This window comes from Oceanobacillus bengalensis (genome assembly GCF_003628445.1).
Taxonomy (GTDB): Bacteria; Bacillota; Bacilli; order Bacillales; family Amphibacillaceae; genus Oceanobacillus; species Oceanobacillus bengalensis.
In genome coordinates this window covers 14605-39678 of record NZ_RBZO01000008.1, presented here as the reverse complement: position 1 = coordinate 39678, position 25074 = coordinate 14605, and the positions used below count along the sequence as shown (strand labels likewise).

Sequence of the window (25074 nt, the reverse complement as noted above, 5' to 3'; positions counted from 1 at the left end):
GTGAAATGTTGAGCATGTTATATTTCGATTATAGCATCTATAAATAGGTGCAACAAGAGGGAGATTGTGACAAAGTAAGGAACGATTTTGGTTCTTGCTAAAAGTCAATGGTGTGGTACGCCTTCTAAATAGAAGCCACTGTTTATTTTATTGTAAATTTTTCGTATAATTAGTTTATATCAATTTAAAGGTGAGGGGATATTAAAATGGTAACAATTACTGATATCCATCAAGCAAGAATAAACATCGATGATACGATAAGCAAAACACTGATACTACGTTCCACCCAACTTTCAGAACGATGCAAAAACAATATATTCTTAAAAGCAGAGCATCTTCAAAAGACGGGATCCTTTAAATTACGGGGAGCAACAAATAAAGTAAAGCAAGTAGTGAAAGAAGGGGCAACATATGTCACTGCAGCATCGAGCGGGAATCATGGACAAGCTGTTTCATATGTTGCGAATAAGCTTGGTATTCCCGCAACCATCGTTGTGCCTGAAGATGCAACTATAAGTAAAATTAATGCTATTAAAACATATGGAGGAGAAATTGAGAAATGTGGGATAACCTCTAATGAAAGATTACCACGAGCTAAGAATATTGCACAAGAAAATAATGGTGTATTTATCCCACCCTATGACGACTCTTTTATTATAGCTGGTCAAGGGACAATTGGTTTAGAAATCATGGAACAACTGGATGAAATTGATATTGTTGTCGTCCCAGTGGGAGGGGGCGGGCTCATTTCTGGAATTTTAACTGCTATTAAGGAAACAAAGCCGTCTATAAAAGTGATAGGAGTAGAGCCAGAGACTGCAAATGATACCTATCTTTCCTTGCGAAATAATCGCATTACATCTATTCCCACAACGACAACAATTGCTGATGGGCTAAGAACAAGTCAGCCAGGCTCTCTAACATTTCCCATCTTGCAAATGTATCTTGATGATTTGATCTTGGTTTCAGAAAAAGAAATAAAAGAAGCACAAATCTATATACTAGAGAAAACGAAACAATTAATTGAACCTTCCAGTGCTGTGACAGTGGCAGCTGCAATGTATGATAAACTTGGGGTTAGGGATAAGAATGTTGTTTGTATTATTTCAGGAGGGAATGTAGACGTTCGAAAATAGTAGCAACAACACTTCAAGAAGAACCAAAAGAAAAAGAGAATACAAGGAGCACTTAGCTCCTCGCATTCTCTTAATCTATTAGATCTCATGGCATGCAACAAAATGTCCTGCTTCCATCTCGCGCCACTCAGGTACTACTTCCTTACATTGTGCAGTAGCTATTGGGCATCTCGTATGAAAAGGGCAACCAGTGGGATAGTTAGAAGCACTTGGTAAATCCCCTTGTAATTTAATACGCTCTCTTTTCCTACCTGGTATTGGGCGTGGAATAGAGGATAGCAAAGCTTTTGTGTATGGATGTAGGGCATTATTATAAATTTGTTCGGTTGTACCTAATTCTACTGTTTTTCCAAGGTACATCACGAGTACACGATCACTTATATGCCTGACAACGCCTAAATCATGTGAAATAAATAAATAGGTTAAATGATATTTAGCCTGTAATTCTTTTAACAATGTAATAATTTGGGCTTGTACCGAAACATCCAATGCAGAAACTGCTTCATCACAAACAATTAATGAAGGATTTAGTGCAATCGCACGAGCAATACCAATACGCTGTCTTTGTCCTCCACTAAACTCATGTGGGAAGCGATCATAATGCTCTTCTTTTAAACCAACTTCTGTTAAGAGCTTTCGAACCCGTTCTTTTCTTTCGCTTTTTGAAAGACTTGTATGGATAATAAAGATTTCTTCTAATGCATTCCCAATCTTTTGCCTTGGATTTAAGGAAGCGAAAGGATCCTGGAAAATCATTTGCATATCTTTCTTGTATTTCTTTAATTTTTTTTCTGACAAATCTCCAATGTCTTCTCCACGAAAATGGATGGTGCCACCTGTCTTCTTTTCTAATCCTAAAAGGGTTCTTCCAAGTGTCGATTTCCCGCACCCTGATTCACCAACAATACCAAGCGTTTCACCTTCGTAAACTTCCAAGCTAACATCATTTACGGCCTTAACGTTTGCTTTTGTCCGGTTTAGGATACCACCTTTAATCGGATAATACGTCTTTAAATCTTCTACTTCAAGAAGTGACTGTTGATTTGTCATGATTATTTACCTCCTGAAGCCAGCATCGGGAAGAATGGTTCTCTGAGACATTCATTACTGGCGGTTTTTTCTGTTTGCAAATATCCATTGCAAATGGACAGCGTGGATGGAACCTGCATCCTTCGATTTCGTCATCAACACTTGGCATGGAGCCAGGGATAATGGATAGTTCCTGTGTTTCATCATCAACATTTGGAACAGCAGCGAGTAAGCCCTTTGTATACGGATGTTGTGGATCTTCAAAGATTGTCTTAACATCACCGGTTTCAACAACTTCACCAGCGTACATAACCATTACTTTATCAGCAATTTCAGCTACAACACCCATATCATGCGTAACGAAGACAACACCCATGCCTAATTGCTCTTTTAAGTCATCAATTAAATCTAATATTTGCGCTTGAATGGTAACATCTAATGCAGTAGTTGGTTCATCTGCAATTAATAGTGATGGTTCACACGCTAATGCCATCGCAATCATTACCCGTTGACGCATGCCGCCACTAAGTTCGTGAGGATATTGATCTAATTTTTCTTTGGGATTCGGAATACCAACTTCTGCAAGGAGAGCCATACTCCTTTTTCTTGCTTCTTGTTTCGATAAATTTTGATGAATGATTAGTGGCTCTTGTAGCTGGTATCCAATTGTAAATACTGGATTGAGTGCTGTCATTGGCTCCTGGAAAATCATTGAGATTTTGTTTCCTCTTAATTTTCGTAAAGCTTCTTCTTTCTTACCGACGAGTTCTTCACCCTTAAAACGTATCGATCCTTTAGCAATATCCCCATTTTCTGGAAGAAGGCCTAATAAAGATAAGGAAGTAATACTTTTACCTGAGCCTGACTCACCGACGATACATAATGTTTCTCCCTCTTCAAGAGAAAAAGAAACATCCCGAACAGCCTGGGATGTACCTTTGGCTGTTCGAAACCCGATGACAAGATTTTCTACTTGAAGTAAATGTTCCATATTAACCCTACTCTCTCGTTACACGATATAGTGACCATGTTCCTGTTGGATCAATTTCAAATCCTTTTATCGATTTATCGAAAGCTGCAGTAACCATTCCGTGTTCCATAATGATCCAAGGAGCATCTTCAATTGCTAACATATTCGCTGCATGTAATTTTTCTTTGCGAACTTCTTGGTCAACTGTTACGCGCGACTCTTCAACAAGCTTATTAAATTCTTCGTTGTTATATCGAGCGTTGTTAGACGCATCGATATTATCGGAATGCAGATTAGGATAGAGCAATTCACTACCATCAGCTGTACTATTTGCCCAGCCACTAAATGAAATTTCATGTTCTCCTACTCTTGTTGCATCTAAGTAGGCACCCCATTCCATTGTTTCGATTTCTACTTTTAACCCAGCTTCGGTTAACTGTGATTGAACAATTTCTGCCATTTTCATATAGTTATCACGGTTAGGAGACATTAGTGTAACTGTTTCGTTTCCATATCCGTTTTCTTCAATGATTTGTTTTGCTTTTTCTAGATCAAATTCATATGCTGATTCGTTTGCTTCTTCGTTATAGCCAAAAACTCTTGGGCCAATGATACTTTCATTATGAACCCCTAAACCATTTAGTTGGCTTACATATGCTTCTTGATCAATGGCATATGCAACAGCTTGTCTGAATTCTAATTCGTTGTAAGGCTCTTTTTCCATATTGAATCCGAGGTAAGATACGCGTGTACCTTCTTTCTTCTGTACTTCGACATTATCAAGTGATTCAATTCTAGAAATATGATCAGATGGAATGGCATCTAAAAATTGAATTTCTCCAGTTTGCAACATGGATATAGCAGTTGAATACTCAGGTACAATTTTAAAAGTCACTTTTTCTAATTGTGCGGGTTCTCTCCAGTAATCTTCATTTTTCGTTAATGAAAGACTATCTCCCTCATTCCATGCTTCAAATACAAATGGACCAGTTCCAACAGGTTCTCGGTTAATATCGCCTTCTTGGTCAGCTGTTGGGCTTACAATAGATGCATTCGTATGACTAAGTGCGGCAAGCATTGGTCCGTATGGTTGTTCCGTTTTCAATACGACGGTATATTCATCTTGTACTTCAATAGAAGCTATTGGTTCTAGTAAAGATGCACGAGGTGCTGCGCGCTCAGGGTCTTTCAATTCATCGAATGTATATTTTACAGCTTCTGCGTTAAATGGTGTCCCATCATGGAAAGTGATACCCTCATTTAACTTAATAACCCAAGTATTTTCATCAGGTGTTTCATAGGATTCTGCAAGTAAAGGTTCAGGTTCCATCGTTTCTGGATTTAATCTAAACAATGTTTCATAGACTTGCGTAATGACATTACTAGATACAGAGTCATTTGTATCAATTGGTGATAGGCCTTTTGCATCTGTAGTAGATCCGTATGTAATTTCTTTCGGTACATCACCACTTCCTCCAGAACTACTTTCTCCACCGCTTGCATCGTCACTACCACTGCTACATGCAGCAAGGGTAAATAGGGCAATGATTAAAAATGCTATTAATGTTAGTCTTTTTTTCATTTTTTAAAACTCCCTTTTCAAATTATTCTATGTCTAGCTCCATCCTCCAGCACCCATACGTCACTAAACGTGTGCTTCCGCTTTTCTATGCTTGTATATCCATATTTGGATCTAAAGCGTCACGTAATCCATCTCCTACAACGTTGAATGCGAAGATAGTTAACATGATTGCTACCCCAGGAATAATTGCAATATGTGGTGCATCCCACATAAAGTCTTGACCCGCAGCAATCATTGCGCCCCATTCAGGTGTTGGAGGCTGTGCACCTAAACCAAGAAAGCTTAGAGATGCTGTTGATAAAATTGCAGTCCCCATACGCATTGTTGCATTAACAATGATAGGAGCTGTACAGTTTGGTAAGATATGTTTTAATAGAATCCTAGTATTACTTGCTCCTATGGAACGCATTGCTAAGATATATTCTTGTTTTTTGATGGATAACACACTACCTCGAACAATTCTCGCAAATCCAGGAATGGACCATATACTGATAGCAATAACAACATTCACTAAACTCGTTCCTAACGTAGCGATAATCAACATAGCAAGAAGAATTCCTGGAAAAGCAAACAATAGATCCATAAATCGCATAATAATGTTATCTAATTTCTTGAAATATCCTGCAAGAAGTCCTAATGTTATTCCGCCAACTAATCCAATTGCAACGGTGCTTATTCCAACAACTAGTGAGATTCTTGCACCATATACAATTCGCGACCACATGTCTCTTCCGTAGTTATCTGTTCCAAGTATATGACCCTCTGTACCAACACCTTGATTGGTAAGTGCGAGGTTCTGTTCATTTGGACCATAGCTAACGAGAAAAGGGGCAAATATAGCAAGTATAATTTGAAGGCTAATAATCACTAATCCAAAAACTGCTAATTTATTTTTGAGCAATTTTTTAAAGGTTTGAATGAAGAAACCATCTTTCTTTTCTGCAACTGCTTTTTTTCCTAAAACGACTTCAGCAGACAATTGATTAACCTCCTTTTCTAATGGCTGTTTTCTAAAAAATGTTGCTTTTACTAAATACTAAGTTGTGACGTAAAAGACATAAACTTCTGAGTAACTTGCCGTTCCGGAAAGACACTTCGCTTTTCGCGGGCGGCTGATGAGCCTCCTCCATGCTACGCATTCCGCAGTCTCATCTAGGCCTCTCCTCCCGCAGAAGTCTTCGTATCTTTCCTCCACTAAAATAGTGCTTCTCACCTTTTATTGACGGAAGAACAATTCTTTGAAACGTGATTTCATCGACTACGATCACACTTCAATCAGAACATTACTACCAGCGTAGGCAGAATATAGCTTTTATAAGTGTGAGCGAGAGCTTCACAAAATGAATATCCTTAGTCAAAAGCTTATATCAATAGCAACAAAATAAGAAAAGAGCCTTTCTATTAATCGTAACTAATTCTAGGGTCTATGACTGCGTAGACAATATCAACAATTAAATTAACTATTACGAAAATTGCTGCTACTAATAAAACTGTTCCTTGAACCATTGGGAAATCCCTGGAAGCAATCGCATCGATCATTAATCGACCAACACCATTAATTGCGAATACTTGTTCTGTTATAATGGTTCCGCCTAATAATCCACCAAAGTTAATACCAATAACGGTAATAACGGGAATCATTGCATTACGTAAGGCATGTACCCAAATAATGGATCTTTGTTTCACACCTTTTGCTTTAGCGGTACGTATGTAATCAGCTCTAATCACTTCCAGCATGGACGAACGAGCCATTCTTGCGATAAGTGCAGCAGAGCCTGTCCCTAATGTAATGGCAGGTAGAATAAGTTGCTTAAATCCCTCGGTTGTATAGAAAGGTTCACTTAATCCGCCAATTGGCAACCATTGTAGATTGACAGAGAAAGCAAGAATTAGCATGGTTCCTAGCCAAAAGTTAGGAATGGAAACACCAGCAAGTGCAAAGGTTGTACTTGTTACATCTAACCAAGAGTTTTGCTTCATTGCTGAAATCATTCCTGCGAAAATTCCGATAATTACAGCTACAATCATACTCGCTGTGGCAAGTTTAATCGTGTTCGGTAAACGAGTTGCGATTGCTTCACCTACAGGCTGTGCCGTTTGATAAGAGAATCCGAAGTCCCCCTGAACTACTCCCTTTATGTAGTCTGCATATTGGACAAGTACAGGATCATTTAATCCTAACTCATCTCTAATTGCTTCTAAATCAGATTCGCTAGCAGTAGGTCCACCAATAATTGTTGCTGGATCTCCAGGCGCTATATGCATACTCATGAAAACAATGAATGATATACCAAATAATAGTAGAACTAATTGACCCAAGCGCCGAATGATTAAACCTATCATTTCAGAACCTCCTTTTTCAATTATTTGAAAACTTATTGTAAATTTAAAATAAATCATACGCCACAAAAAAACGATTGTCAATACAGTTTTCCGACAAAAATAAACAATTAAATCATTCAAAACTATATTTCTGTTTAAACTAATGCGTTAAATTAAAACATTTTGCAAACGGTAACACGCTTGGTATCGTTACTACTCTCATTCAATAATATGAATATTTATGCGGGAACAAATTGGTAGGTTAAAAATTTTATTTTAATTCAAAAAGAAGATAAAAAAATCCTACCACTTGAAGGATGGTAGGATGCCCCTGAATTTCTATAGTTTATATCCATTTCTGCTCTTGAATCGTTTTAAGATAATCGAGCTTTCAATTCGGTTAATACCAACTACAGAGTATAACTCCTTGTTAATGAATGATTCTAGCATGCTAATATCTTCTACTAGAACATGCATATGTAATGTACTTGGACCAGTCATTTGATAGATGCTGGCAACATTTGGGTTGTTTGCTAGTTTAATTGCGACCTGTTCTAATTGCATCGGTTCAACCTCAACTTCAAAGAAGGCAGAAATTTTTTTACCTGCCTTTTCCGAATTAACAATGACACTAAACTTCTCAATGACACCTTTTTCGATTAGATTATGTATTCTATCCTTTACCGCAACGCGAGAAATACCAACTTTCTCAGCCAAGTGTACATAGGATATTCTTCCATCATCTGACAATAACTGGATTAGTTTCTTATCAATTTCGTCTATTCTCATTATCAAATGCTCCTATTTTGTAGTTTATTTAGATTATAACGAATTAAATTTAAAAGATAAACAATTATTTAATAATTTTGTGTAATAGATGCCTTTCATTCTGCAAGCAATATGTGTTTTATAGCAAACAAAAAGAAATCTGTTTTCTATATTTTATTAACTTCCTGAAAAATATCATTGACAAATTAACATTAGTTTCATACTATACAATTAATTCACAAAATAGCGAAAGGGGTATTATATATGAATTTATCGAACAAATTACATAATCCTTACTCAATTTCGAGACAACCGATTTACGCTAAAAATGGTATGGTAGCAACATCTCAACCACTTGCTGCACAAGCAGGACTGGACATTTTGAAAAAAGGTGGAAATGCTATCGATGCAGCGATTGCAACAGCTGCGTGTTTAACCGTTGTTGAGCCAACATCAAATGGGATTGGTGGTGATGCATTTGCACTTGTGTGGACAAAGGGGAAACTACATGGGTTAAATGCAAGTGGAAGGGCACCGAAATCACTTTCCATAGAAGTATTGAAGGAGAAGGGATACGAGGAAATTCCAACACATGGTTGGGTTCCTGTAACTGTACCAGGCGCACCTGGAGCATGGGCGGAGCTCTCTCGGCGCTTTGGTAAGCTTCCATTAACTGAAGTATTGCAACCAGCTATTACCTATGCAAGAGAAGGTTATCCTGTTTCGCGAGTTTTAGGGAAGTTCTGGAAAAGTGCTTATCGTAAATATAAGGCAACACTAACAGATCCCGTCTTCGAAAATTGGTTCCATACATTTGCACCAAAGGGAAGGGCACCTGAAGTTGGGGAGGTATGGTCCTCAGAGGATCATGCAAAAACATTACAAGAGATTGCGGAAACCAATGCGGAATCTTTTTATCGTGGTGAGTTAGCAGAAAAGATTGCGTTATTTTCTAGGCAGACAGGAGGATACATTACTGCTGATGATTTAGCAGCATTTAAAGCAGATTGGGTAGATCCTATCCATGTTAATTATCGTGGTTATGATGTATGGGAGATTCCTCCAAATGGCCAGGGAATTATTGCTCTTGAAGCTTTAAACATCTTAAAAGGTTTCGACTTTCCTGCTAAAGAGTCTGTGGATACATATCACAAACAAATCGAAGCAATTAAACTAGCTTTTGTAGATGCCCAGAAACATGTAACAGAAGATAAGCATATGCGATATTCCGTAGAAGAGATTCTAAGTGAATCATATGCTGATGAAAGAAGATCGCTCATTACCGAAGAAGCCATTCTACCAAAAGAAGGAGAACCAGCAATGAGTGGTACGGTATATTTAGCAACTGCAGACAATGAAGGAAATATGGTATCCTTTATACAGAGCAATTACATGGGATTTGGTTCTGGAGTAGTGGTGCCTGGTACTGGAATTGCTTTGCAAAATCGTGGGCATAATTTTTCGATAGATCCGGGTCATGTCAATGCACTTGCAGGTGGCAAACGTACCTATCATACAATCATTCCTGGCTTCTTAACGAAAGATGACAAGGCGGTTGGTCCATTTGGTGTCATGGGTGGTTTCATGCAGCCACAAGGTCATGTGCAGGTCGTAATGAATACGGTTGACTTTGGTCTGCATCCACAAGCAGCATTAGATGCACCAAGGTGGCAGTGGATGAAAGATAAAACCGTTGAAGTAGAAGATCGTTTCGAACATCATATAGCCCAACAATTAGCAGAGAGAGGGCATGACATTAATATACAAATCGAGCCCAATGGCTTTGGGCGTGGTCAGATAATTTGGAGAGATGCTGAATCTGGAGTATTAGTCGGGGGTTCAGAATCAAGAACAGATGGAAGCGTTGCTGCTTGGTAAAAAAATTATCGATTTTGGAATGAACAAAATCGATAAAGGGAACATGTAAAGAAATCGGCTACTTAAGCCGATTTCTTAATTTAATAGCAAAAGGTTCGTGACAAAATGAAAACACAATGGGATTTATTTATCGCCTTTTTTAGGGTTGGCATGCTTGGGTTCGGTGGGGGACCTGCATCGATACCATTGATTCAAAAGGAAGTAGTAGAAAAATACAAATGGATGAATGAGGAAGAATTTGGTGATATATTGGCAATTGCAAATACATTGCCAGGACCTGTTGCAACGAAGCTCGCAGGTTATATTGGTTATCGCGTAGCAGGTATTCCGGGAATGCTCAATGCCATTTTAATAAATATTGTTCCAACGATTATTCTGCTAATCATTTTACTTACTTCGTTATCATCTTTTAAAGACTTTGACTGGGTCAGGGGTATGGCGGCTGGAGTTGTCCCTGTTGTTGGGATGATGATGGCTGTATTAACATGGCAATTTATAAAAAAAGCTGGCAAGGGATTTGGTTGGACAAAAGCGATCATTATCGGTGCCGTACTATTTGTCGTATTGCAATTTTTACATATTCATCCTGGAATTGTTATTGCCGTACTGCTTATCCTTGCTCTATCAATGAAAGATAAGGAAAAAGACAATAGAGAAGGGGATAGGGCATGATATACATTCAAATTTTTATTGCATTTTTCATCCCTGGAATCTTAGGGTATGGTGGTGGCCCAGCTTCCATTCCACTTGTTGAAAATGAAGTAGTAAAGCGTTTTGGTTGGATGACCGTTCAAGAATTTAGTGAGGTTATAGCCTTTGCAAATTCACTGCCAGGTCCAATTGCAACGAAGCTAGCTGGCTATATTGGTTACGAGGTCGGTGGGGTGCTTGGATCGTTAATTGGCATATTTGCTACTGTTGCACCGTCATTAATCCTGATGGTTCTACTTGGAGGTCTTTTACTTAAATACAAAGATTCACCAAAAGTGAAGCGGCTAACACTATTTGTGCAACCTGTAATTGCAATCTTACTCGGTGTGTTAACGTGGAGTTTCTTACAAGAATCGTACGAAGGAGTAGGAATATGGCAGACCATTATTCTATTAGCAGTAAGTTATTATCTGATTGAACGAAGGAAAGTCCATCCAGCATTTGTCATTGCTGGAGCACTTGTATATGGTGGGTTCTTGTTATAGAAAAAGTGGCTTGCAGATTGGTGTGCAAGCCACTTTTTTTCATTATTACTCCACTAACCCCAACGCTTTCAATCCGTTGAAAATACCATCTTCATGGACGGTTGTTGTTTTTAGGTTGGCGTATTCAAGTAGTTCTGGTGCGGCATTACCCATTGCAAAACCAGCACCTACCGTTTGAAGCATTTCTTTATCGTTCATCCCATCACCAAAAGCAATCGCTTGCTCTTTTTCGATGCCCAAATGTTTTAGTACTTTTTTAATTGCTTCCCCTTTGTTTACATTGTTTCGAATAATATCAAAAGCATGCTGTGAGCCTTCTACATTTACTTGTGACAGATGGATGTTTCCATCAAATTGATAGAGAGATGCTTCGGATGGTTTAAGGTTCATTACGGTCATTCCTAACACATCCTTGGCTATTTCCTTTGTATAAGCGTTATTTTTATTCATTTGAAAGGCGACAGTAAATTGTTTTGATATCGGACTATCTGGGTTGGTTAAATAATTTTCTCCATTCGTAAACGTAATGACTTCATGATTATGTTCTTCAGCAATGGCAACAAAGCGTTTTACGATGTCCTCACCCATCGGTTCATCAACAATTGTTTCATTATTATAAATGGCATGCGCTCCGTTATAGCCGATAAACGAATCAATATTTAGCTCCTTGGCAAGTTCACGTACTTCATGAACCGGTCTTCCAGTAGCGATAAAAACTTCTACCCCTTGTTTTTGTACTTGCTTTATGGCTTCCTTTGTCGATGGGGCATATGTATGATCTGGCATTAAAATCGTTCCGTCAATGTCTAAGAATATAGCTTTATATGTCATGTTGAACTCCTTTTTCTCTTTTAATGATATATCTAGTTTAGCATAGTTTTGTTGGTAGTTTAAATGAAGTTAATGTAAAAAGAAAAGTAGTGAGGAACTCAGGTAGTTAAATTGTTGACTACAATGCAAAATATTAACTCTGAAGTTGCTTACGGATGTGCTATATATGAATAAGGATTTAGAAAAAAGGCGAGGGAGTAAAGATGATCGATAAAGTTAATTTATCGAAGCGAGAAAATATATTTTTGGCAAAGAAATCGCTGATAGCAAACATTTATTATACTGCTAAGTTTGAAGGAGTAATGTGACCTTCCCGCAAACGAAAACAATTTTAGAGGGAGTGTCCGTTAATAACTTAGATATGGATGATGTACAAAAAATCCTAAGTCTTAGGAATGCTTGGCGATATAAGATATAGAAATATAGAGAAACCCTTTTATTTATACTATACAAAACAATAAATCAATTTTTAGCATACAACGAAAGCATTGAATGGGGAGTTTTGCGCAAAGGAAATGTTGGGGGGAGCGGGAGTAGAATACAATCCTATCATTCTAGAAGAAAGTGAAGTTATAACTGAAATGGATAAAATCTTGGATATTTCTTGTGTGACAGAACTGGCATTAACTTATATGTTGTGGACGATGCGAAAACAATTACTTTGGGCTGGCGATAAACGTACAAGTATTATTTCAGCGAATAAAATTTTAATTGAAAACGGTAATGGTATTATAGCCATTGAAAAAAATTAAGAAAACTGGGATGGATATTCAGGATAAGGTAAATGCATTGTGGGGCAGCGAGTCTGTCCCCGTGGTTTGACGAATTTCCCCGAGTTTTTCGAAACTTCATACTTTATTAGTGTTATAATATGATTAAAGATATGGTAAAAGGGTGAGATATTCATGGGAGATACACCAGAGTTACTTGTTATTGCTCATCGTAATACGACACTTCAATCTATTGTTGGTCAACTGCATGATGTAGGTTTAGCTAACCAGTGCACAATTTCAGGAGCACTAGTAGGAGAAATAGAGTCTATGTCCAAGTGTGAAGCAGATCTTATTTTGGTGACAAGTAAAGTAGTTCTTGATATGGTTAGACAATTTCTACATAAGGATACACATTATATTATTGCCAAGCGTTCAATCAATTTTGCTAAAATTAAACCTTTGATTTCTCTTCCAAGAGGATCCCATCTCTATGTTGTTAATGATTTGAAGGAGTCTGCAGAAGAGGCAATTCAGACTTTATTAGAAGTTGGTATTGAGCATCACTATGTTCCTTACTATGGTCAGAAGGATTTAGACCCTTCTATAACAATTGCTGTTAGTCCAGGTGAGAGTCATATGGTACCTCCAGCTATCAAGACAAAGATGGAAATTGGGAATCGACTATTAGATATGACAACCCTATATGAAATCTATGAATATTTTGGTATTTCTACCTTTGCATCGGATAATCAATTATCGGCAAGATATATTCAGTCCATTATGTCCCTTGTGAAAGAGTTGAACCTTGAAATTACACAATCCCAAGGCCTGCAAAAAAGTATAGAAGGAATCGTTGACCAGATTGAAGAAGGAATGATTGTTTATGACCAATCCAATAATATTATTTCTATTAATATGCAAGCTCTGAAACTATTAAATCGTTCTTATATGGATTTAATTAGAGAAGATATGAGTCAAATCCCCCAGGCTTTTTACCAAGCGTTTATGAAGGTAGAAATGGAAAAGGAAAATTTTATTGATGTTGAAGAAGAATCATTTTATGTTCGTAAAAAACGAATATTCGTTGGGGCAAAAGTCTTTGCGACAATTATCCTGTTTGACAAAATGAAACGAATTAAAAGCATTGAAACGAAATATCATAAAAATGAAAGAGAAAAGGGGTTTGTTGCTAAACACACTTTTTCTGATATCAAAACAAATTCATCTAAGATGTTATCCTTGATAGATAAGGCGAAAAAATTAGCTCACAGTGATTCTACCATATTTATTTATGGAGAGACAGGAACTGGAAAGGAAGTAATGGCACAAGCAATACATCGTGCCTCAGAGAGAAATCATGGTCCTTTTGTTGCAGTTAACCTAGCAGCGATACCAGAGTCGCTAGCAGAAAGCGAATTATTTGGCTACGAAAAAGGGGCGTTTACCGGTGCTAATCAAAAAGGAAACATGGGACTCTTCGAACGAGCACATAAGGGGACTGTATTCCTTGATGAGATTGGGGATGCTTCACCTATTATTCAAAATCGTTTATTACGGGTTCTCCAGGAAAGAGAAATTCAACGGGTTGGTGGTGGACAGCCAATACCTGTCGATGTTCGTGTAATAGCAGCTACAAATAAAGATTTGCGGAAATTAATCGAGCAGAATAAGTTTCGAGAAGATTTATATTATCGACTAAATGTCCTGCCGATTCCACTAATCCCATTACGTAAACGAAAAGAAGATATCTTATTATTGTCGGAGTTATTCGCTAAGGAATTTGAAGAAAAGTTACAGCGGTTTGGTCTACCTTTTTCGCAGGATGCATTAAATGCGATGGTCCGCTATGATTGGCCTGGGAATGTAAGGGAATTAAGAAATACGATTGAATATTTAGCCCATGTCTGTAATGGTGAGGTAGATTTGTCTGCTTTGCCATCGAATATTCTAGAGAAACAGGCTACAACTTCTTTATCTAGGCAACAGGAGGATATTCTTTTATATAGATTAGAAGAAAAAGGTTTTTTACAGGACTGCCAACAAATTTTAATAATCTTAAATCAATTAGGGAGTAAAGGAACAGGACGTCGATCTTTATTAAAAGTTCTTTCCGAAGACAATCAAGACCTGTCTGAGCAAAAAATGCGCTACCGACTTGAAATCTTATCCGATATGGATTTGATTACAGTTGGTCAAGGTAGAAGAGGAACAACAATAAATGAGAATGGAAAAAAGTTCTTGCGATATATAGAGAACCAAATTGTTTCATAGATTAAAAAAGGAGGATATCACAATTGTGATAATCCTCCTTTTTTAAAACTATAAATTCCCTAACTTTGAAAGTGCTTCTGCATAGATGAATGCAGCTTTTTTTAGGTCATTTAGCTCTGCGTATTCATCCACTTGGTGGGCGGTATTTTGTTTTCCAGGAAATACTGCGCCATAGGCTACCCCATTAGATAAAAATCGTGCATATGTTGCACCGCCAGTGGTTAATAATGTTGCATCGTTATGTGTTACATCTTGGTAAGCCTCTTGAAGTGCTTTTATTCCTTCGTGTTCTGCATCAACATAATGAGGATTTTTCGTTCGGATGTTGGAAATACCCCATCCTTTTTGCTCTGCTAGTGTTTTTAATTGCTCTAATGTTTGTTCATAGGGTGTTTTTACAGGACAACGAACATTTAAAGATATTTCACCACCATCTTTTTCTGTATAACGAAAAATCCCTGCATTTACTGTCAATTTTCCAGTTATGGTATCTTCAAAGTCTATTCCAAGGTTCTCCCCACAAAAATCATTTTTTAAATATGTATGAATGAATGTTAAATATGGATGAATTTGTAATTCTTCTAAAGATAACAATACACTTGCTAAAGCAAAAGCGGCATTATTACCGTTAAATGGTTCCATTCCGTGTGCTGACGTACCACGGGTTTGTATAGAGTATGTATTCTCACCAACTTTTTCAACTGTTACATCTTTGTTCAACCGTTTCAATTCTTCTATTCTACTAATTTGATTAGCAGTAAACTCCCCATTAATAATTGCGGTTGCAGCATCTGGAACCATATTTCCCCTTTCCCCAGAATGAAAAGAAACTAAGTTTATGGAGTTACTAGCATGTTTTGGTTTGCAGTGGAGCTGCACATTTATTTGTCCTTTTTCTGCATGAATAATTGGGAATTCCGCATCTGGTGCAAAACCAAATAATGCTTCAGGTTCATTTTCAACATAGGATTTCATACAGCGCATCCCACTTTCTTCATTTGTTCCAACAATTAAGCGAATTCGATGTTTTAGGGCTGTGCCAGATTTTTTTAACATTTTTAATGCGTACCAGGCAGCCATTGTTGGACCTTTGTCATCAATTGCACCTCGTGCATAAATACGGCCATCTTTTACTTGAGGGTTGAATGGATCACTACTCCATGTCCCAGAAGCGGGTACCACATCAACATGACACAAAACGGCTATGTAATGCTCTTGATCTTGTGGTCCAAATTCAATGTAACCATAATAACCATTATGCTGATAAGTAACTAATCCTTCTTCTTCACCAATTTGTAGCATAAAATCAAGTGCTTTTTGTACATTCTCGCCAAATGGTTGTTTTTCATCACTTGATTCTACATCCATAATACTTGGAATGGAGAGTAAGGATGATAAGTCTTGGATAAATTTTTCCTCATTGAAATAACTTTTCCAGTCGTTCAAATTGCTTTCCTCCTTAGTAACTGTTCAGATGTTAGTTGGAATCACATTTCAAAAGAGCAGTCTTCAAATAATTTATTTAGTCAAATATGAATATGCAAAAAGTATGCCAATTAAAAAGTAATAATATAAGAATTGGTTTGTATTAATAGGGTGCTTTATGGGGTGTTTTATTCAATGTAGCAACCTTATACACACCCTATTTCGATAAAAGATTTGAAAATCCCTATGTTTTTAGTTGGCATGTTTTTTGCATGTATTTAGATAAATACCAAAAAGGGGGAATTTTAACAATGAAAAGAAATATTTTGAAAAAATGGGGCATTTTGCTTCTAGCAATATTGTTACTATCTGCTTGTAACTTCACCGGGTCTTCAGACTCTGGGGAAACAAGCACATCAGGAGAAGGAAATACTTCTGATGATGCAACAACAGGCAACGAAGAGAAGGTTTTAAATTTAAGTATGGAAAATGATATTCCAGATTTAAATCAAGTAACGACAACAGATGGAATTTCCTTTGATATTTTAAATAATATCATGGAAGGTCTATATCGATTGGATGCAGAAAATAATCCACAGCCAGCTATGGCAGAAAGTGTGGATATTTCTGATGATAAATTAACGTATACATTCCATTTACGAGATGGAATTAAATGGAGTAATGGAGAAGATGTTACAGCACATGACTTCGTTTACTCATGGTTACGTGCTTTACATCCTGATACCTCTGGTTCTTATTCGTTTATTCTATCCGATTATATTGTGGGAGCAGAAGAATATGCAAATGGAGAGGGAGCAGAAGAAGAAGTTGCGATTATAGCAGAAGATGATAAAACATTGGTTGTGGAAATAAAAGAACCTACACCATATTTCCTAGGTCTTACAGCATTCGCTACTTACTTCCCATTAAATGAAGATTTCATGAATGAAGTAGGAACTCAATTTGCCCTAAATCATGAATCTATCCTATATAATGGACCATTTGTTCTTACGGAATATGACCAAGCAATGGGTGTAACGATGGTGAAAAATGACCAATATTGGGATATTGAAAATGTAGATGTAGATGAAGTTTCCATGAAAGTAATTAAAGAGAAGAGCACAGAATTAAATTTATATGAAGCTGGTGAACTTGACCGTATTACATTATCTTCTAATGACGTAAATGAATTTAAAGATAGTGAAGAATTTGGTACAGAAACAGAATTTACATCATGGTATTTACAATTCAATTTAGGTAAAGCACCATTCGATAATGAAAATATCCGTAAAGCATTCCAATTAGCAGTTAATCCAGAGATTTTAGCAACGAATGTATTGAATAATGGATCTGAACCAGCATACTCCTTACTTCCGCCAGACATGCAAGGTATAGGAGACCAATCATTCCGTGAAATCGCTGGGGAAGTTATTGAACCAGACTTTGATATAGCAAAAGAATACTTGGAAAAAGGATTAGAAGAAATTGGAGGGGAACTACCTGAAATTGAAATCCTAACAGCAGATGATACGGTTGCAAAAGATGGAGCAACATTTGTCCAATCACAAGTTAAAGAGAACTTGGGTGTGGATATTTCGATCGTCACAAAACCATATAGCGGTCGTTTGGATGCCATGCGTGAAGATGATTTCCAATTTGTAATTTCTAAATGGGGTGCCGATTATAATGATGCGATGACATATCTTGATTTGTGGGTTGGCGATCCAGCTTCAGCATTCAGAGGAAACTACCATAATCCAGAATATATGGATTTAGTTTACCAAGCAAAAGAAGAAACAGATGAGCAAAAACGTATTGAGTTGTTAATTGAAGCGGAAAGAATTCTACTTGAAGAAGATGCTGTTTTAGGACCACTTTACTATCAAGGTTCTGCATACTTGCAAAAAACACATATTCAAAATCTTGTTGTACATCCATATGGGGCACGCCTAGACCTTAAATATGTGACTATTAACTAATTCATTCAGATGTAAAGGTGAGGTTGTCCTTTTATATTACTTCGGGCATCCTCATCCTATTTTATTAAATTACATAGATAATTTGGTCTTATCCACAGGGGAGGGAAGAAACGGATGAAAAAGTTTATTTTAGTACGATTAGTCAATATTTTAATTACGTTATTTCTAATTGCAACGCTAACCTTCTTTTTGATGAAAACATTACCCGGTTCACCATTTGATGAAGAGAAGTTAATGAATTTGTCAGAGGAATTACGTATGGAGTTCTATGCCAAGTATGGGCTTGATGAACCACTTCATATTCAATACTTCAAATATATGGGAGACCTCGTTCAAGGAGACTTGGGCTTGTCCTATTATTATAAGGAGCAGCCAGTTAGTTCATTAATTATGGACCGACTTGCACCATCGGCATTAATTGGTTTGCAGGCGGTAGTGCTTGGGTTATCGATTGGGATTATTTTAGGAATGGTAGCAGCTTTTAGGCATAATACGGGATGGGATTATTTTACAATGATTATTGCAGTACTTGGTGTATCTGTTCCAAACTTCGTATTAGCAGCCTTTTTCCAATTTTATATCGGTTTAAAATGGGGAATCTTGCCTGTTGCCTATTGGGAAAGTTATGATCACTCCATCCTACCTACAATTGCTTTAGCAGTCGGTGTTATTGCACAGATTGCTAGATTTATGCGAAATGAAATGTTGGAGGTCCTGCAACAAGATTATATCATTACTGCGCAGTCTAAAGGTTTAGGAGACTGGGTCGTACTTATCCGTCATGCGATACGGAATGCGATGATTCCTATTGTTACGATTTTAGGACCTGTTGTTGTTAGTTTACTCACTGGGTCATTAGTTATTGAAAATATCTTTAGTATACCAGGAATTGGTAGTTTGTTTGTCGACTCTATTAAGATGAATGACTATACAACAATTATGGGGTTAACCCTATTCTACAGTGCCTTTTTCATCCTAACGATGTTAATTGTCGATATCCTGTATGGAATTATTGATCCACGTATTCGGGTACATGGGAAGGAGTGATAACCAATGCAACAAACAGAACAAAAGGAGCAACAACATGAAATATTACCCAATGAGATGTTTGAAATTGTGGGTAGAAAAGAAGAAGAGAGTGAAAAGATAAATAAACCTATTTTGTCTAATTGGCAAGATGGTTGGTTACGGTTAAAGCAAAATAAGGCAGCTGTTATTAGTCTGGTTGTCATTTTACTTATCGTCGTCCTATCCTTTATCGGACCTTATTTTAGTGAATATAGTTATGAACAGACCAATTATGAAAAAGTATATTCAGAACCAAGTGGTGAGCACTGGTTAGGAACGGATAAATTTGGTCGTGATCAGTGGACAAGATTATGGGAAGGGACGCGTGTTTCTTTATATATTGCGGTACTCGCTGCATTGCTTGATATTTTAATCGGAATCACCTATGGAGCAATATCTGCTTGGAAAGGCGGAAAAGTCGATAATATTATGCAGCGGATTATTGAAATATTAGTCGGTATACCAAACTTAATTATTATCATTCTATTAATTATGATTATGCGACCAGGAATAATGACAATTATGCTGGCGATGGTCATTACTGGTTGGGTAAATATGGCCAGATTAGTAAGAGGACAAGTATTTAAGTTGAAAACACAGGAATATGTTTTAGCATCACGAGCATTGGGAGCAAGTACAAGTCGAATTATTTTAGGACATATGCTTCCAAATACATTAGGAATTATTATTATCAATTTGATGTTTACGATTCCAAGTGCAATCTTTACAGAGGCATTTCTAAGTTTTATTGGATTAGGGCTTCAGGAACCACTTGCATCACTTGGGGTACTTATTAATGATGGATTCCAATCAATGCGAAATCAGTTTTATTTATTGGCATATCCAGCAATTGTTATTGTAGCACTGATGGTATGTTTCAACATGCTGGCTGATGGTCTACGAGATGCATTCGATCCAAGAATGAGAAAATAAGAAGTAGAAAGGATGAGTAATTAATGGATCATTCCACAAAACCAATTCAAGTATATAGAGGAAAGTATGTAGAAAGTACACACGATGTACATATTGCAGTAGTAACCCCAACAGGGGAATTACTTGCTTATTATGGTGATACAAGTAGGCTTACATTTGCTCGTAGCTCGATGAAACCCTTACAGGCCGTTCCAATTGTGGAGTCGGGAGCAATGGAAGAATACCATTTATCTGAGCGTGAATTAGCTTTGTTTTGTGCTAGTCATAGTGGGGAGAAGGTTCATAGGGAAGCGGTAGCGAAAGTTTTAGAAAAGTTGAATCTAAATGAGCATCATTTACAGTGTGGTACGCATATCCCAAGAGATATGGCCAGTTATAATGAATTGATAAAAGCAGGTAAATCACTGACCCCATTTTTCAGTAATTGTTCTGGAAAACATTCTGGGATGCTTGTGGGTTGTGTGAAACAAGGGTTAGATATTGATACTTATCGAGACGTTACCCATCCATATCAACAGCAAATTATTGATGTCATCGCCAATGTAAGTGATTTTGTTAGAGAAGATATTATGACATCTGTTGATGGTTGTGGGGTACCAGTTCACCGTATTCCATTATATAACTTGGCACTAGCCTTTAGTCGTTTAGCTGTTCCTGGACAGTGGGGAAACGGATCTGAACGCAGGAAGGATGCTTTAAATCAAATTGGTAAAGCCATGGCAACTTATCCGGAGATGGTGGCAGGAACAAATCGTTTTGATACAGACCTAATGAAAGCCTTTGGTGGACGAATAGTTGCTAAAGGTGGTGCAGAGGGCGTTCACTGTTTTGCAGATAAAGAAACAGGAATCGGTGTTGCTCTTAAAGTTGGTGATGGCAATGCTAGGGGAACAAGTGTGGCTTCCATGGAAGTATTAAAACAACTAAATATTGGTACACCAGATATCTGGGAAAAATTGGAGGAGTATCACGAGGCACCAGTACTAAATGCTAGAAAAGAAAAAATCGGAGCGATTAAGGCATCATTTGAATTAAACTATTTGACACGGAGAGGGATTCAAAATGGCACCGTTACTATCGATTAAAAATTTACATGTTACTTTTAACACCTATGCTGGAAAAGTGTATGCCGTTAGAGGGATTGACTTAACGGTGGAAAAAGGTGAAACACTTGCAATTGTAGGGGAATCTGGTTCAGGTAAATCGGTATCATCTAAGGCGATTATTGGCTTGTTGCCAAAACAGAGTGCATCGATTGAACAGGGAGAAGTACTGTTTGAAGGAAGAGATTTATTGTCTTTAAATAAATCGGAAATGCAAAAAATACGTGGGTCAGAAATAGCGGTTATTTTCCAAGATCCAATGACAGCGCTGAATCCAACGATGAAAGTCGGAAAACAGGTTGTCGAGGGAGCTATGAAACATCAGAAACTAAGTAAAAAAGAAGCACATCATTTAGCAATCGAATTATTCGAAATGGTTGGTATTCCAAATCCAGAGGTACGAATAAATCAGTATCCACATGAATTTTCTGGTGGGATGCGACAACGTGTTGTCATCGCAATGGCACTTGCTAGTAAACCAAAATTACTTATTGCTGATGAACCGACGACGGCATTAGATGTTACGATTCAGGCACAAATCTTAGACCTGTTGCGAGATATTCAAAAGAAAACAGGGACTTCTATTATTTTTATCACGCATGATTTAGGTGTGGTGGCCAATATAGCTGATTCGGTTGCAGTTATGTATGCTGGTCAAATTGTTGAAAAAGGGAAGGTTGAGGAAGTTTTTCATAATCCTGTACATCCGTATAATTGGGGACTATTAAGGTCGATGCCTAATATGGAAACAAAAGGAAAACTTTACTCTATACCAGGGAGCCCACCGGATTTAATGAACCCACCAACTGGTGATGCATTCGCACCACGTAATGAATTTGCACTATCTATTGACTATGAAAAAGCACCACCAACTTATGCGGTTAGTGAAACACATACTGCAGCAACGTGGTTATTGCATCCGAAAGCACCGAACATTAACTATACGAAACAAAGTAATGACGACCTAGATGAAGAAGAAATAAGCGCGGTAAATATGAATGACACGTTGTTAAAAGTGTCGAATTTGAAAAAGCATTTTAATCTTCCATCCAAGCAAGTATTAAAAGCAGTTGATGGAGTAAGTCTTGAAATTAGAAAAGGAGAGACATTGGGACTTGTTGGTGAATCAGGTTGTGGTAAATCTACAACAGGTAGAACATTACTCGGACTGTACGAACCGACAGAAGGTGAAATCTTATACAATAATACACCCATTAAAGAAGGTAATAAAAAAGATTTCTCCCAAAAAATACAAATGATTTTCCAGGATCCATACGCTTCCCTTGATCCACGGAAAAAAGTAGAAGATATCATTGCAGAAGGCTTGGATATTCATGGGTTAGCTGAAAATAAACAAGAGCGACAGGAGAAAGTGCAACGACTACTAAAAGTTGTTGGCTTACAACCAGACCATGCTCAGCGCTTTCCACATGAATTCTCTGGTGGACAGCGTCAACGTATTGGAATAGCAAGGGCACTTGCAGTGGAACCGGAACTTATCATTGCTGATGAGCCAATTTCTGCATTAGATGTATCTATTCAGGCACAAGTTGTAAACTTACTAAAAGAATTACAGAAAGATAGGGATTTAACGTATCTCTTCATTGCTCATGATTTATCAATGGTAAAATATATCAGTGATCGTATTGGTGTCATGTATTTGGGAGCCATGGTTGAGTTAGCTGAGGCAGACGAATTATATAAAAAACCTTTACACCCATATACTCAAGCACTATTATCAGCAGTACCTGTCCCTGACCCTAAGATTGAAAAAACGAGAGAGCGAATTATTCTAGAAGGTGGATTGCCAAGTCCAGTCAATCCACCACAAGGATGTCGTTTTAGAACAAGATGTCCATTGGCGACTGAAAAATGTGCAGAAATCCCACAATGGCGCGAAGTAGAAAAAAGCCATTGGGTGGCCTGTCACTATGTTTAAGGGAGATAGACTGAGTGATTTTGCTCAGTCTTTTTATGTTATTAAATTGAAATATTAATTATTCAAAAAATGTATGTGATGGTTATAATCCTAACAAATAGTCCTATAGCGCTTGTTAAATTTGCGAAATCCACAAAAAAAGCAGCCCAATTTATTGGACTGCTAAATGGTCTTATTATAAATGCTTAAAAATAGACTACAATGCTTTATCATCCACTGAATCCAACCATTCCTCAATGGCGCCGATAACAGATTCTACTGTACCTTCTTCAAATGGGGAGCGGAGATTTGCTGCTTTTACGAGTTGCAAGAAAGGTTTAGAACCACCCAATTTACATAGGTTTAAGTAATCCTTCCATGCATCTTCATGATTTTCACGGTCGCGTTTCCAGAATTGGAATGCACAAATTTGTGCAAGTGTATAATCAATATAATAGAAAGGACTTTCATAAATATGTCCTTGACGTTGCCAAAAGCCGCCACTTTCTAAATACTCTATTCCATCGTAATCACGATGTGGTAGGTAAGTTATTTCAAGCTTCTTCCATGCTTGCTTACGTTCAGCAGGAGTCCATTCAGGATTTTCATAAACAAGATGCTGGAACTCATCGACACAAACACCATAAGGGATAAATGTTAATCCACCTGCTAAATGGCTGTACTTATATTTATCTGTGTCTTCCTTAAAGAATAGCTCCATCCAAGGCCAAGTGAAAAATTCCATACTCATCGAATGTATTTCAGCAGATTCGCTTGTTGGGAATCCGTATTCTGGTACACCTAGGTGTCTTGAAGAATAGGCCTGGAATGCATGTCCTGCTTCATGAGTTAATACATCAATATCACCAGAAGTACCATTAAAGTTTGAAAAGATAAATGGAGATTGGTAGTCTTCGATAAACGTACAATATCCACCAGATTCTTTTCCTTTCTTCGCTTCTAGGTCCATTAGATTGCGATCAAGCATAAACTGGAAAAACGTATTTGTCTCATCAGAAAGCTCTGCATACATTTTCTTTCCATTGTCAATAATCCAATCAGAAGAACCTTTTGGTGTTGCATTTCCTGTTTTATATTCAATGCTTTCATCATAGAATTTAAGCGAATCAACATCAAGTCGTTCAGCTTGTTTTTGATATAATTTTGTTGCAACAGGTACAATCGATTCGCGAACTTGTTTACGGAAAACATCTACCATTTCGGCATTATAGTCGATTCTCTGCATTTGTATGTAACCGAGTTCTACAAAATTCTTATATCCGAGTGTCGTAGCAATTTCATGACGGATTTTTACTAGTTTGTCATAAAGCTCATCAAACTTCTCTGCATTTTTCTCAAAGAAGCCGAATTTCGCTTCAATCGCTTTTCTTCGTATTTCGCGATCTTCGCTTTGTGCGAATGGGTCGAGTTGGGCAAGTGTGTACGTATCACCTTCGAAATCAATTTCCGCAGAAGCAACTAGTTTAGAATACGCAGTTGTAAGCTTATTTTCCTGCTTCATCAATTCAATTACTTCTTTTGAAAAAGCTTTGATTTCAAATTCTGCAATTTTAAATAATTGTGTACCAAATTTTTCTTCTAGTACATTTCGATAGGCAGAGTTGATAAGCTCTTTATAAAAATCGGTATCTAATTCATTTAATTCCGGTTGTACGTCATCAAAGAAATCTCGCTCTTTTTGATAATAGTCGTCCTTTGTATCGATGGAAGCACGAATATATACCAAATTTGCCATCGTTGATAGCGTATTTCGTAAACGGTTGATATCTTCAAGCGCTTTTGTTGCACCATCGACATCGGATGCATTTTTAAATTTCTCTAGAAGCTCTTTATAATCTTTTTTTACTTCTTCAACATTAGGTCGTTCGTACTTATAATCTTCAAATGTTTGCATGTTTTTCCCCCTCGATTATATTATACGACCAAAGGAG

General features: G+C 37.3%; 20 protein-coding genes. 11 read left to right on the top strand and 9 right to left on the bottom strand.

All coding sequences use genetic code 11. The features are described from left to right. Positions 1–206: 206 nt before the first annotated feature. Positions 207–1136 (top strand): threonine ammonia-lyase, encoded by a 930-nt coding sequence (locus D8M05_RS06740; RefSeq protein ID WP_121129945.1) that lies wholly within the window; start codon positions 207–209, stop codon positions 1134–1136. A 78-nt stretch (positions 1137–1214) separates the two neighbouring features. Here D8M05_RS06740 and D8M05_RS06735 read toward each other — a convergent pair whose 3' ends face one another. From D8M05_RS06735 to D8M05_RS06710, 6 genes are all read right to left on the bottom strand, one after another. Next, the gene (locus D8M05_RS06735; protein WP_121129943.1) at positions 1215–2186 is read right to left on the bottom strand and encodes an ABC transporter ATP-binding protein; all 972 of its coding nucleotides are present in this window, start codon (positions 2184–2186) and stop codon (positions 1215–1217) included. After that, on the bottom strand, positions 2161–3156 hold the full coding sequence (locus D8M05_RS06730) for an ABC transporter ATP-binding protein (protein ID WP_121129941.1): 996 nt from the start codon (positions 3154–3156) through the stop codon (positions 2161–2163). The genes D8M05_RS06735 and D8M05_RS06730 overlap by 26 nt, the downstream gene beginning before the upstream one ends. Positions 3157–3163: 7 nt before the next feature. Beyond that, positions 3164–4717, bottom strand: a complete 1554-nt coding sequence (locus D8M05_RS06725; RefSeq protein ID WP_121129940.1) for a glutathione ABC transporter substrate-binding protein — start codon at positions 4715–4717, stop codon at positions 3164–3166. A gap of 85 nt (positions 4718–4802) precedes the next feature. Next, a complete protein-coding gene (locus tag D8M05_RS06720; RefSeq protein WP_121129937.1) occupies positions 4803–5696 on the bottom strand; it encodes an ABC transporter permease in 894 nt (297 codons plus the stop codon). Positions 5697–6118: 422 nt separating this feature from the next. Further along, complete coding sequence (gene nikB / locus D8M05_RS06715; RefSeq protein ID WP_121129935.1) at positions 6119–7060, bottom strand: nickel ABC transporter permease; 942 nt, start codon at positions 7058–7060, stop codon at positions 6119–6121. Positions 7061–7378: 318 nt separating this feature from the next. Next, positions 7379–7828, bottom strand: coding sequence for an Lrp/AsnC family transcriptional regulator (locus tag D8M05_RS06710; protein ID WP_121129933.1), 450 nt, complete (start codon positions 7826–7828; stop codon positions 7379–7381). 243 nt (positions 7829–8071) lie between these two features. Here D8M05_RS06710 and ggt point away from each other — a divergent pair, with 243 nt between their 5' ends. From ggt to D8M05_RS06695, 3 genes are all read left to right on the top strand, one after another. Beyond that, complete coding sequence (gene ggt / locus D8M05_RS06705; RefSeq protein ID WP_121129931.1) at positions 8072–9685, top strand: gamma-glutamyltransferase; 1614 nt, start codon at positions 8072–8074, stop codon at positions 9683–9685. 105 nt (positions 9686–9790) lie between these two features. After that, positions 9791–10357, top strand: coding sequence for a chromate transporter (locus tag D8M05_RS06700; protein ID WP_121129929.1), 567 nt, complete (start codon positions 9791–9793; stop codon positions 10355–10357). Beyond that, on the top strand, positions 10354–10881 hold the full coding sequence (locus D8M05_RS06695) for a chromate transporter (protein WP_121129927.1): 528 nt from the start codon (positions 10354–10356) through the stop codon (positions 10879–10881). Before D8M05_RS06700 ends, D8M05_RS06695 begins: the two co-directional genes overlap by 4 nt. A gap of 45 nt (positions 10882–10926) precedes the next feature. On the opposite strand, the gene D8M05_RS06690 is transcribed toward D8M05_RS06695, so the two are convergent. Further along, complete coding sequence (locus D8M05_RS06690; RefSeq protein WP_121129925.1) at positions 10927–11712, bottom strand: HAD family hydrolase; 786 nt, start codon at positions 11710–11712, stop codon at positions 10927–10929. A 515-nt stretch (positions 11713–12227) separates the two neighbouring features. Between D8M05_RS06690 and D8M05_RS06685 the strand changes: the two genes are divergently transcribed. Together D8M05_RS06685 and D8M05_RS06680 are read left to right on the top strand one after the other, a co-directional pair. Beyond that, on the top strand, positions 12228–12464 hold the full coding sequence (locus tag D8M05_RS06685; RefSeq protein WP_121129923.1) for a hypothetical protein: 237 nt from the start codon (positions 12228–12230) through the stop codon (positions 12462–12464). A gap of 153 nt (positions 12465–12617) precedes the next feature. Beyond that, entirely contained in the window at positions 12618–14696 is a 2079-nt protein-coding gene (locus tag D8M05_RS06680) for a sigma-54 interaction domain-containing protein (protein WP_121129921.1), read from the top strand. A gap of 48 nt (positions 14697–14744) precedes the next feature. Here the strand turns inward: D8M05_RS06680 and pepV are convergent, their stop codons facing one another. Further along, on the bottom strand, positions 14745–16142 hold the full coding sequence (pepV, locus tag D8M05_RS06675; protein WP_121129919.1) for a dipeptidase PepV: 1398 nt from the start codon (positions 16140–16142) through the stop codon (positions 14745–14747). 290 nt (positions 16143–16432) lie between these two features. Between pepV and D8M05_RS06670 the strand changes: the two genes are divergently transcribed. The 5 genes from D8M05_RS06670 to D8M05_RS20730 all read left to right on the top strand — a co-directional run bounded on the left by D8M05_RS06670 (position 16433) and on the right by D8M05_RS20730 (position 23143). Beyond that, the gene (locus D8M05_RS06670) at positions 16433–18100 is read left to right on the top strand and encodes a peptide ABC transporter substrate-binding protein (protein ID WP_121129917.1); all 1668 of its coding nucleotides are present in this window, start codon (positions 16433–16435) and stop codon (positions 18098–18100) included. 114 nt (positions 18101–18214) lie between these two features. Continuing rightward, a complete protein-coding gene (locus D8M05_RS06665; protein WP_121129915.1) occupies positions 18215–19147 on the top strand; it encodes an ABC transporter permease in 933 nt (310 codons plus the stop codon). A gap of 6 nt (positions 19148–19153) precedes the next feature. Beyond that, positions 19154–20101, top strand: a complete 948-nt coding sequence (locus D8M05_RS06660; protein ID WP_220667578.1) for an ABC transporter permease — start codon at positions 19154–19156, stop codon at positions 20099–20101. Between the two features lie 23 nt (positions 20102–20124). Continuing rightward, complete coding sequence (locus D8M05_RS06655; protein WP_121129913.1) at positions 20125–21186, top strand: asparaginase; 1062 nt, start codon at positions 20125–20127, stop codon at positions 21184–21186. Continuing rightward, positions 21164–23143, top strand: coding sequence for an ABC transporter ATP-binding protein (locus D8M05_RS20730; protein ID WP_121129911.1), 1980 nt, complete (start codon positions 21164–21166; stop codon positions 23141–23143). The genes D8M05_RS06655 and D8M05_RS20730 overlap by 23 nt, the downstream gene beginning before the upstream one ends. Before the next feature lie 196 nt (positions 23144–23339). Here D8M05_RS20730 and D8M05_RS06645 read toward each other — a convergent pair whose 3' ends face one another. After that, on the bottom strand, positions 23340–25037 hold the full coding sequence (locus D8M05_RS06645) for a M3 family oligoendopeptidase (RefSeq protein ID WP_121129909.1): 1698 nt from the start codon (positions 25035–25037) through the stop codon (positions 23340–23342). Positions 25038–25074 lie beyond the last annotated feature (37 nt).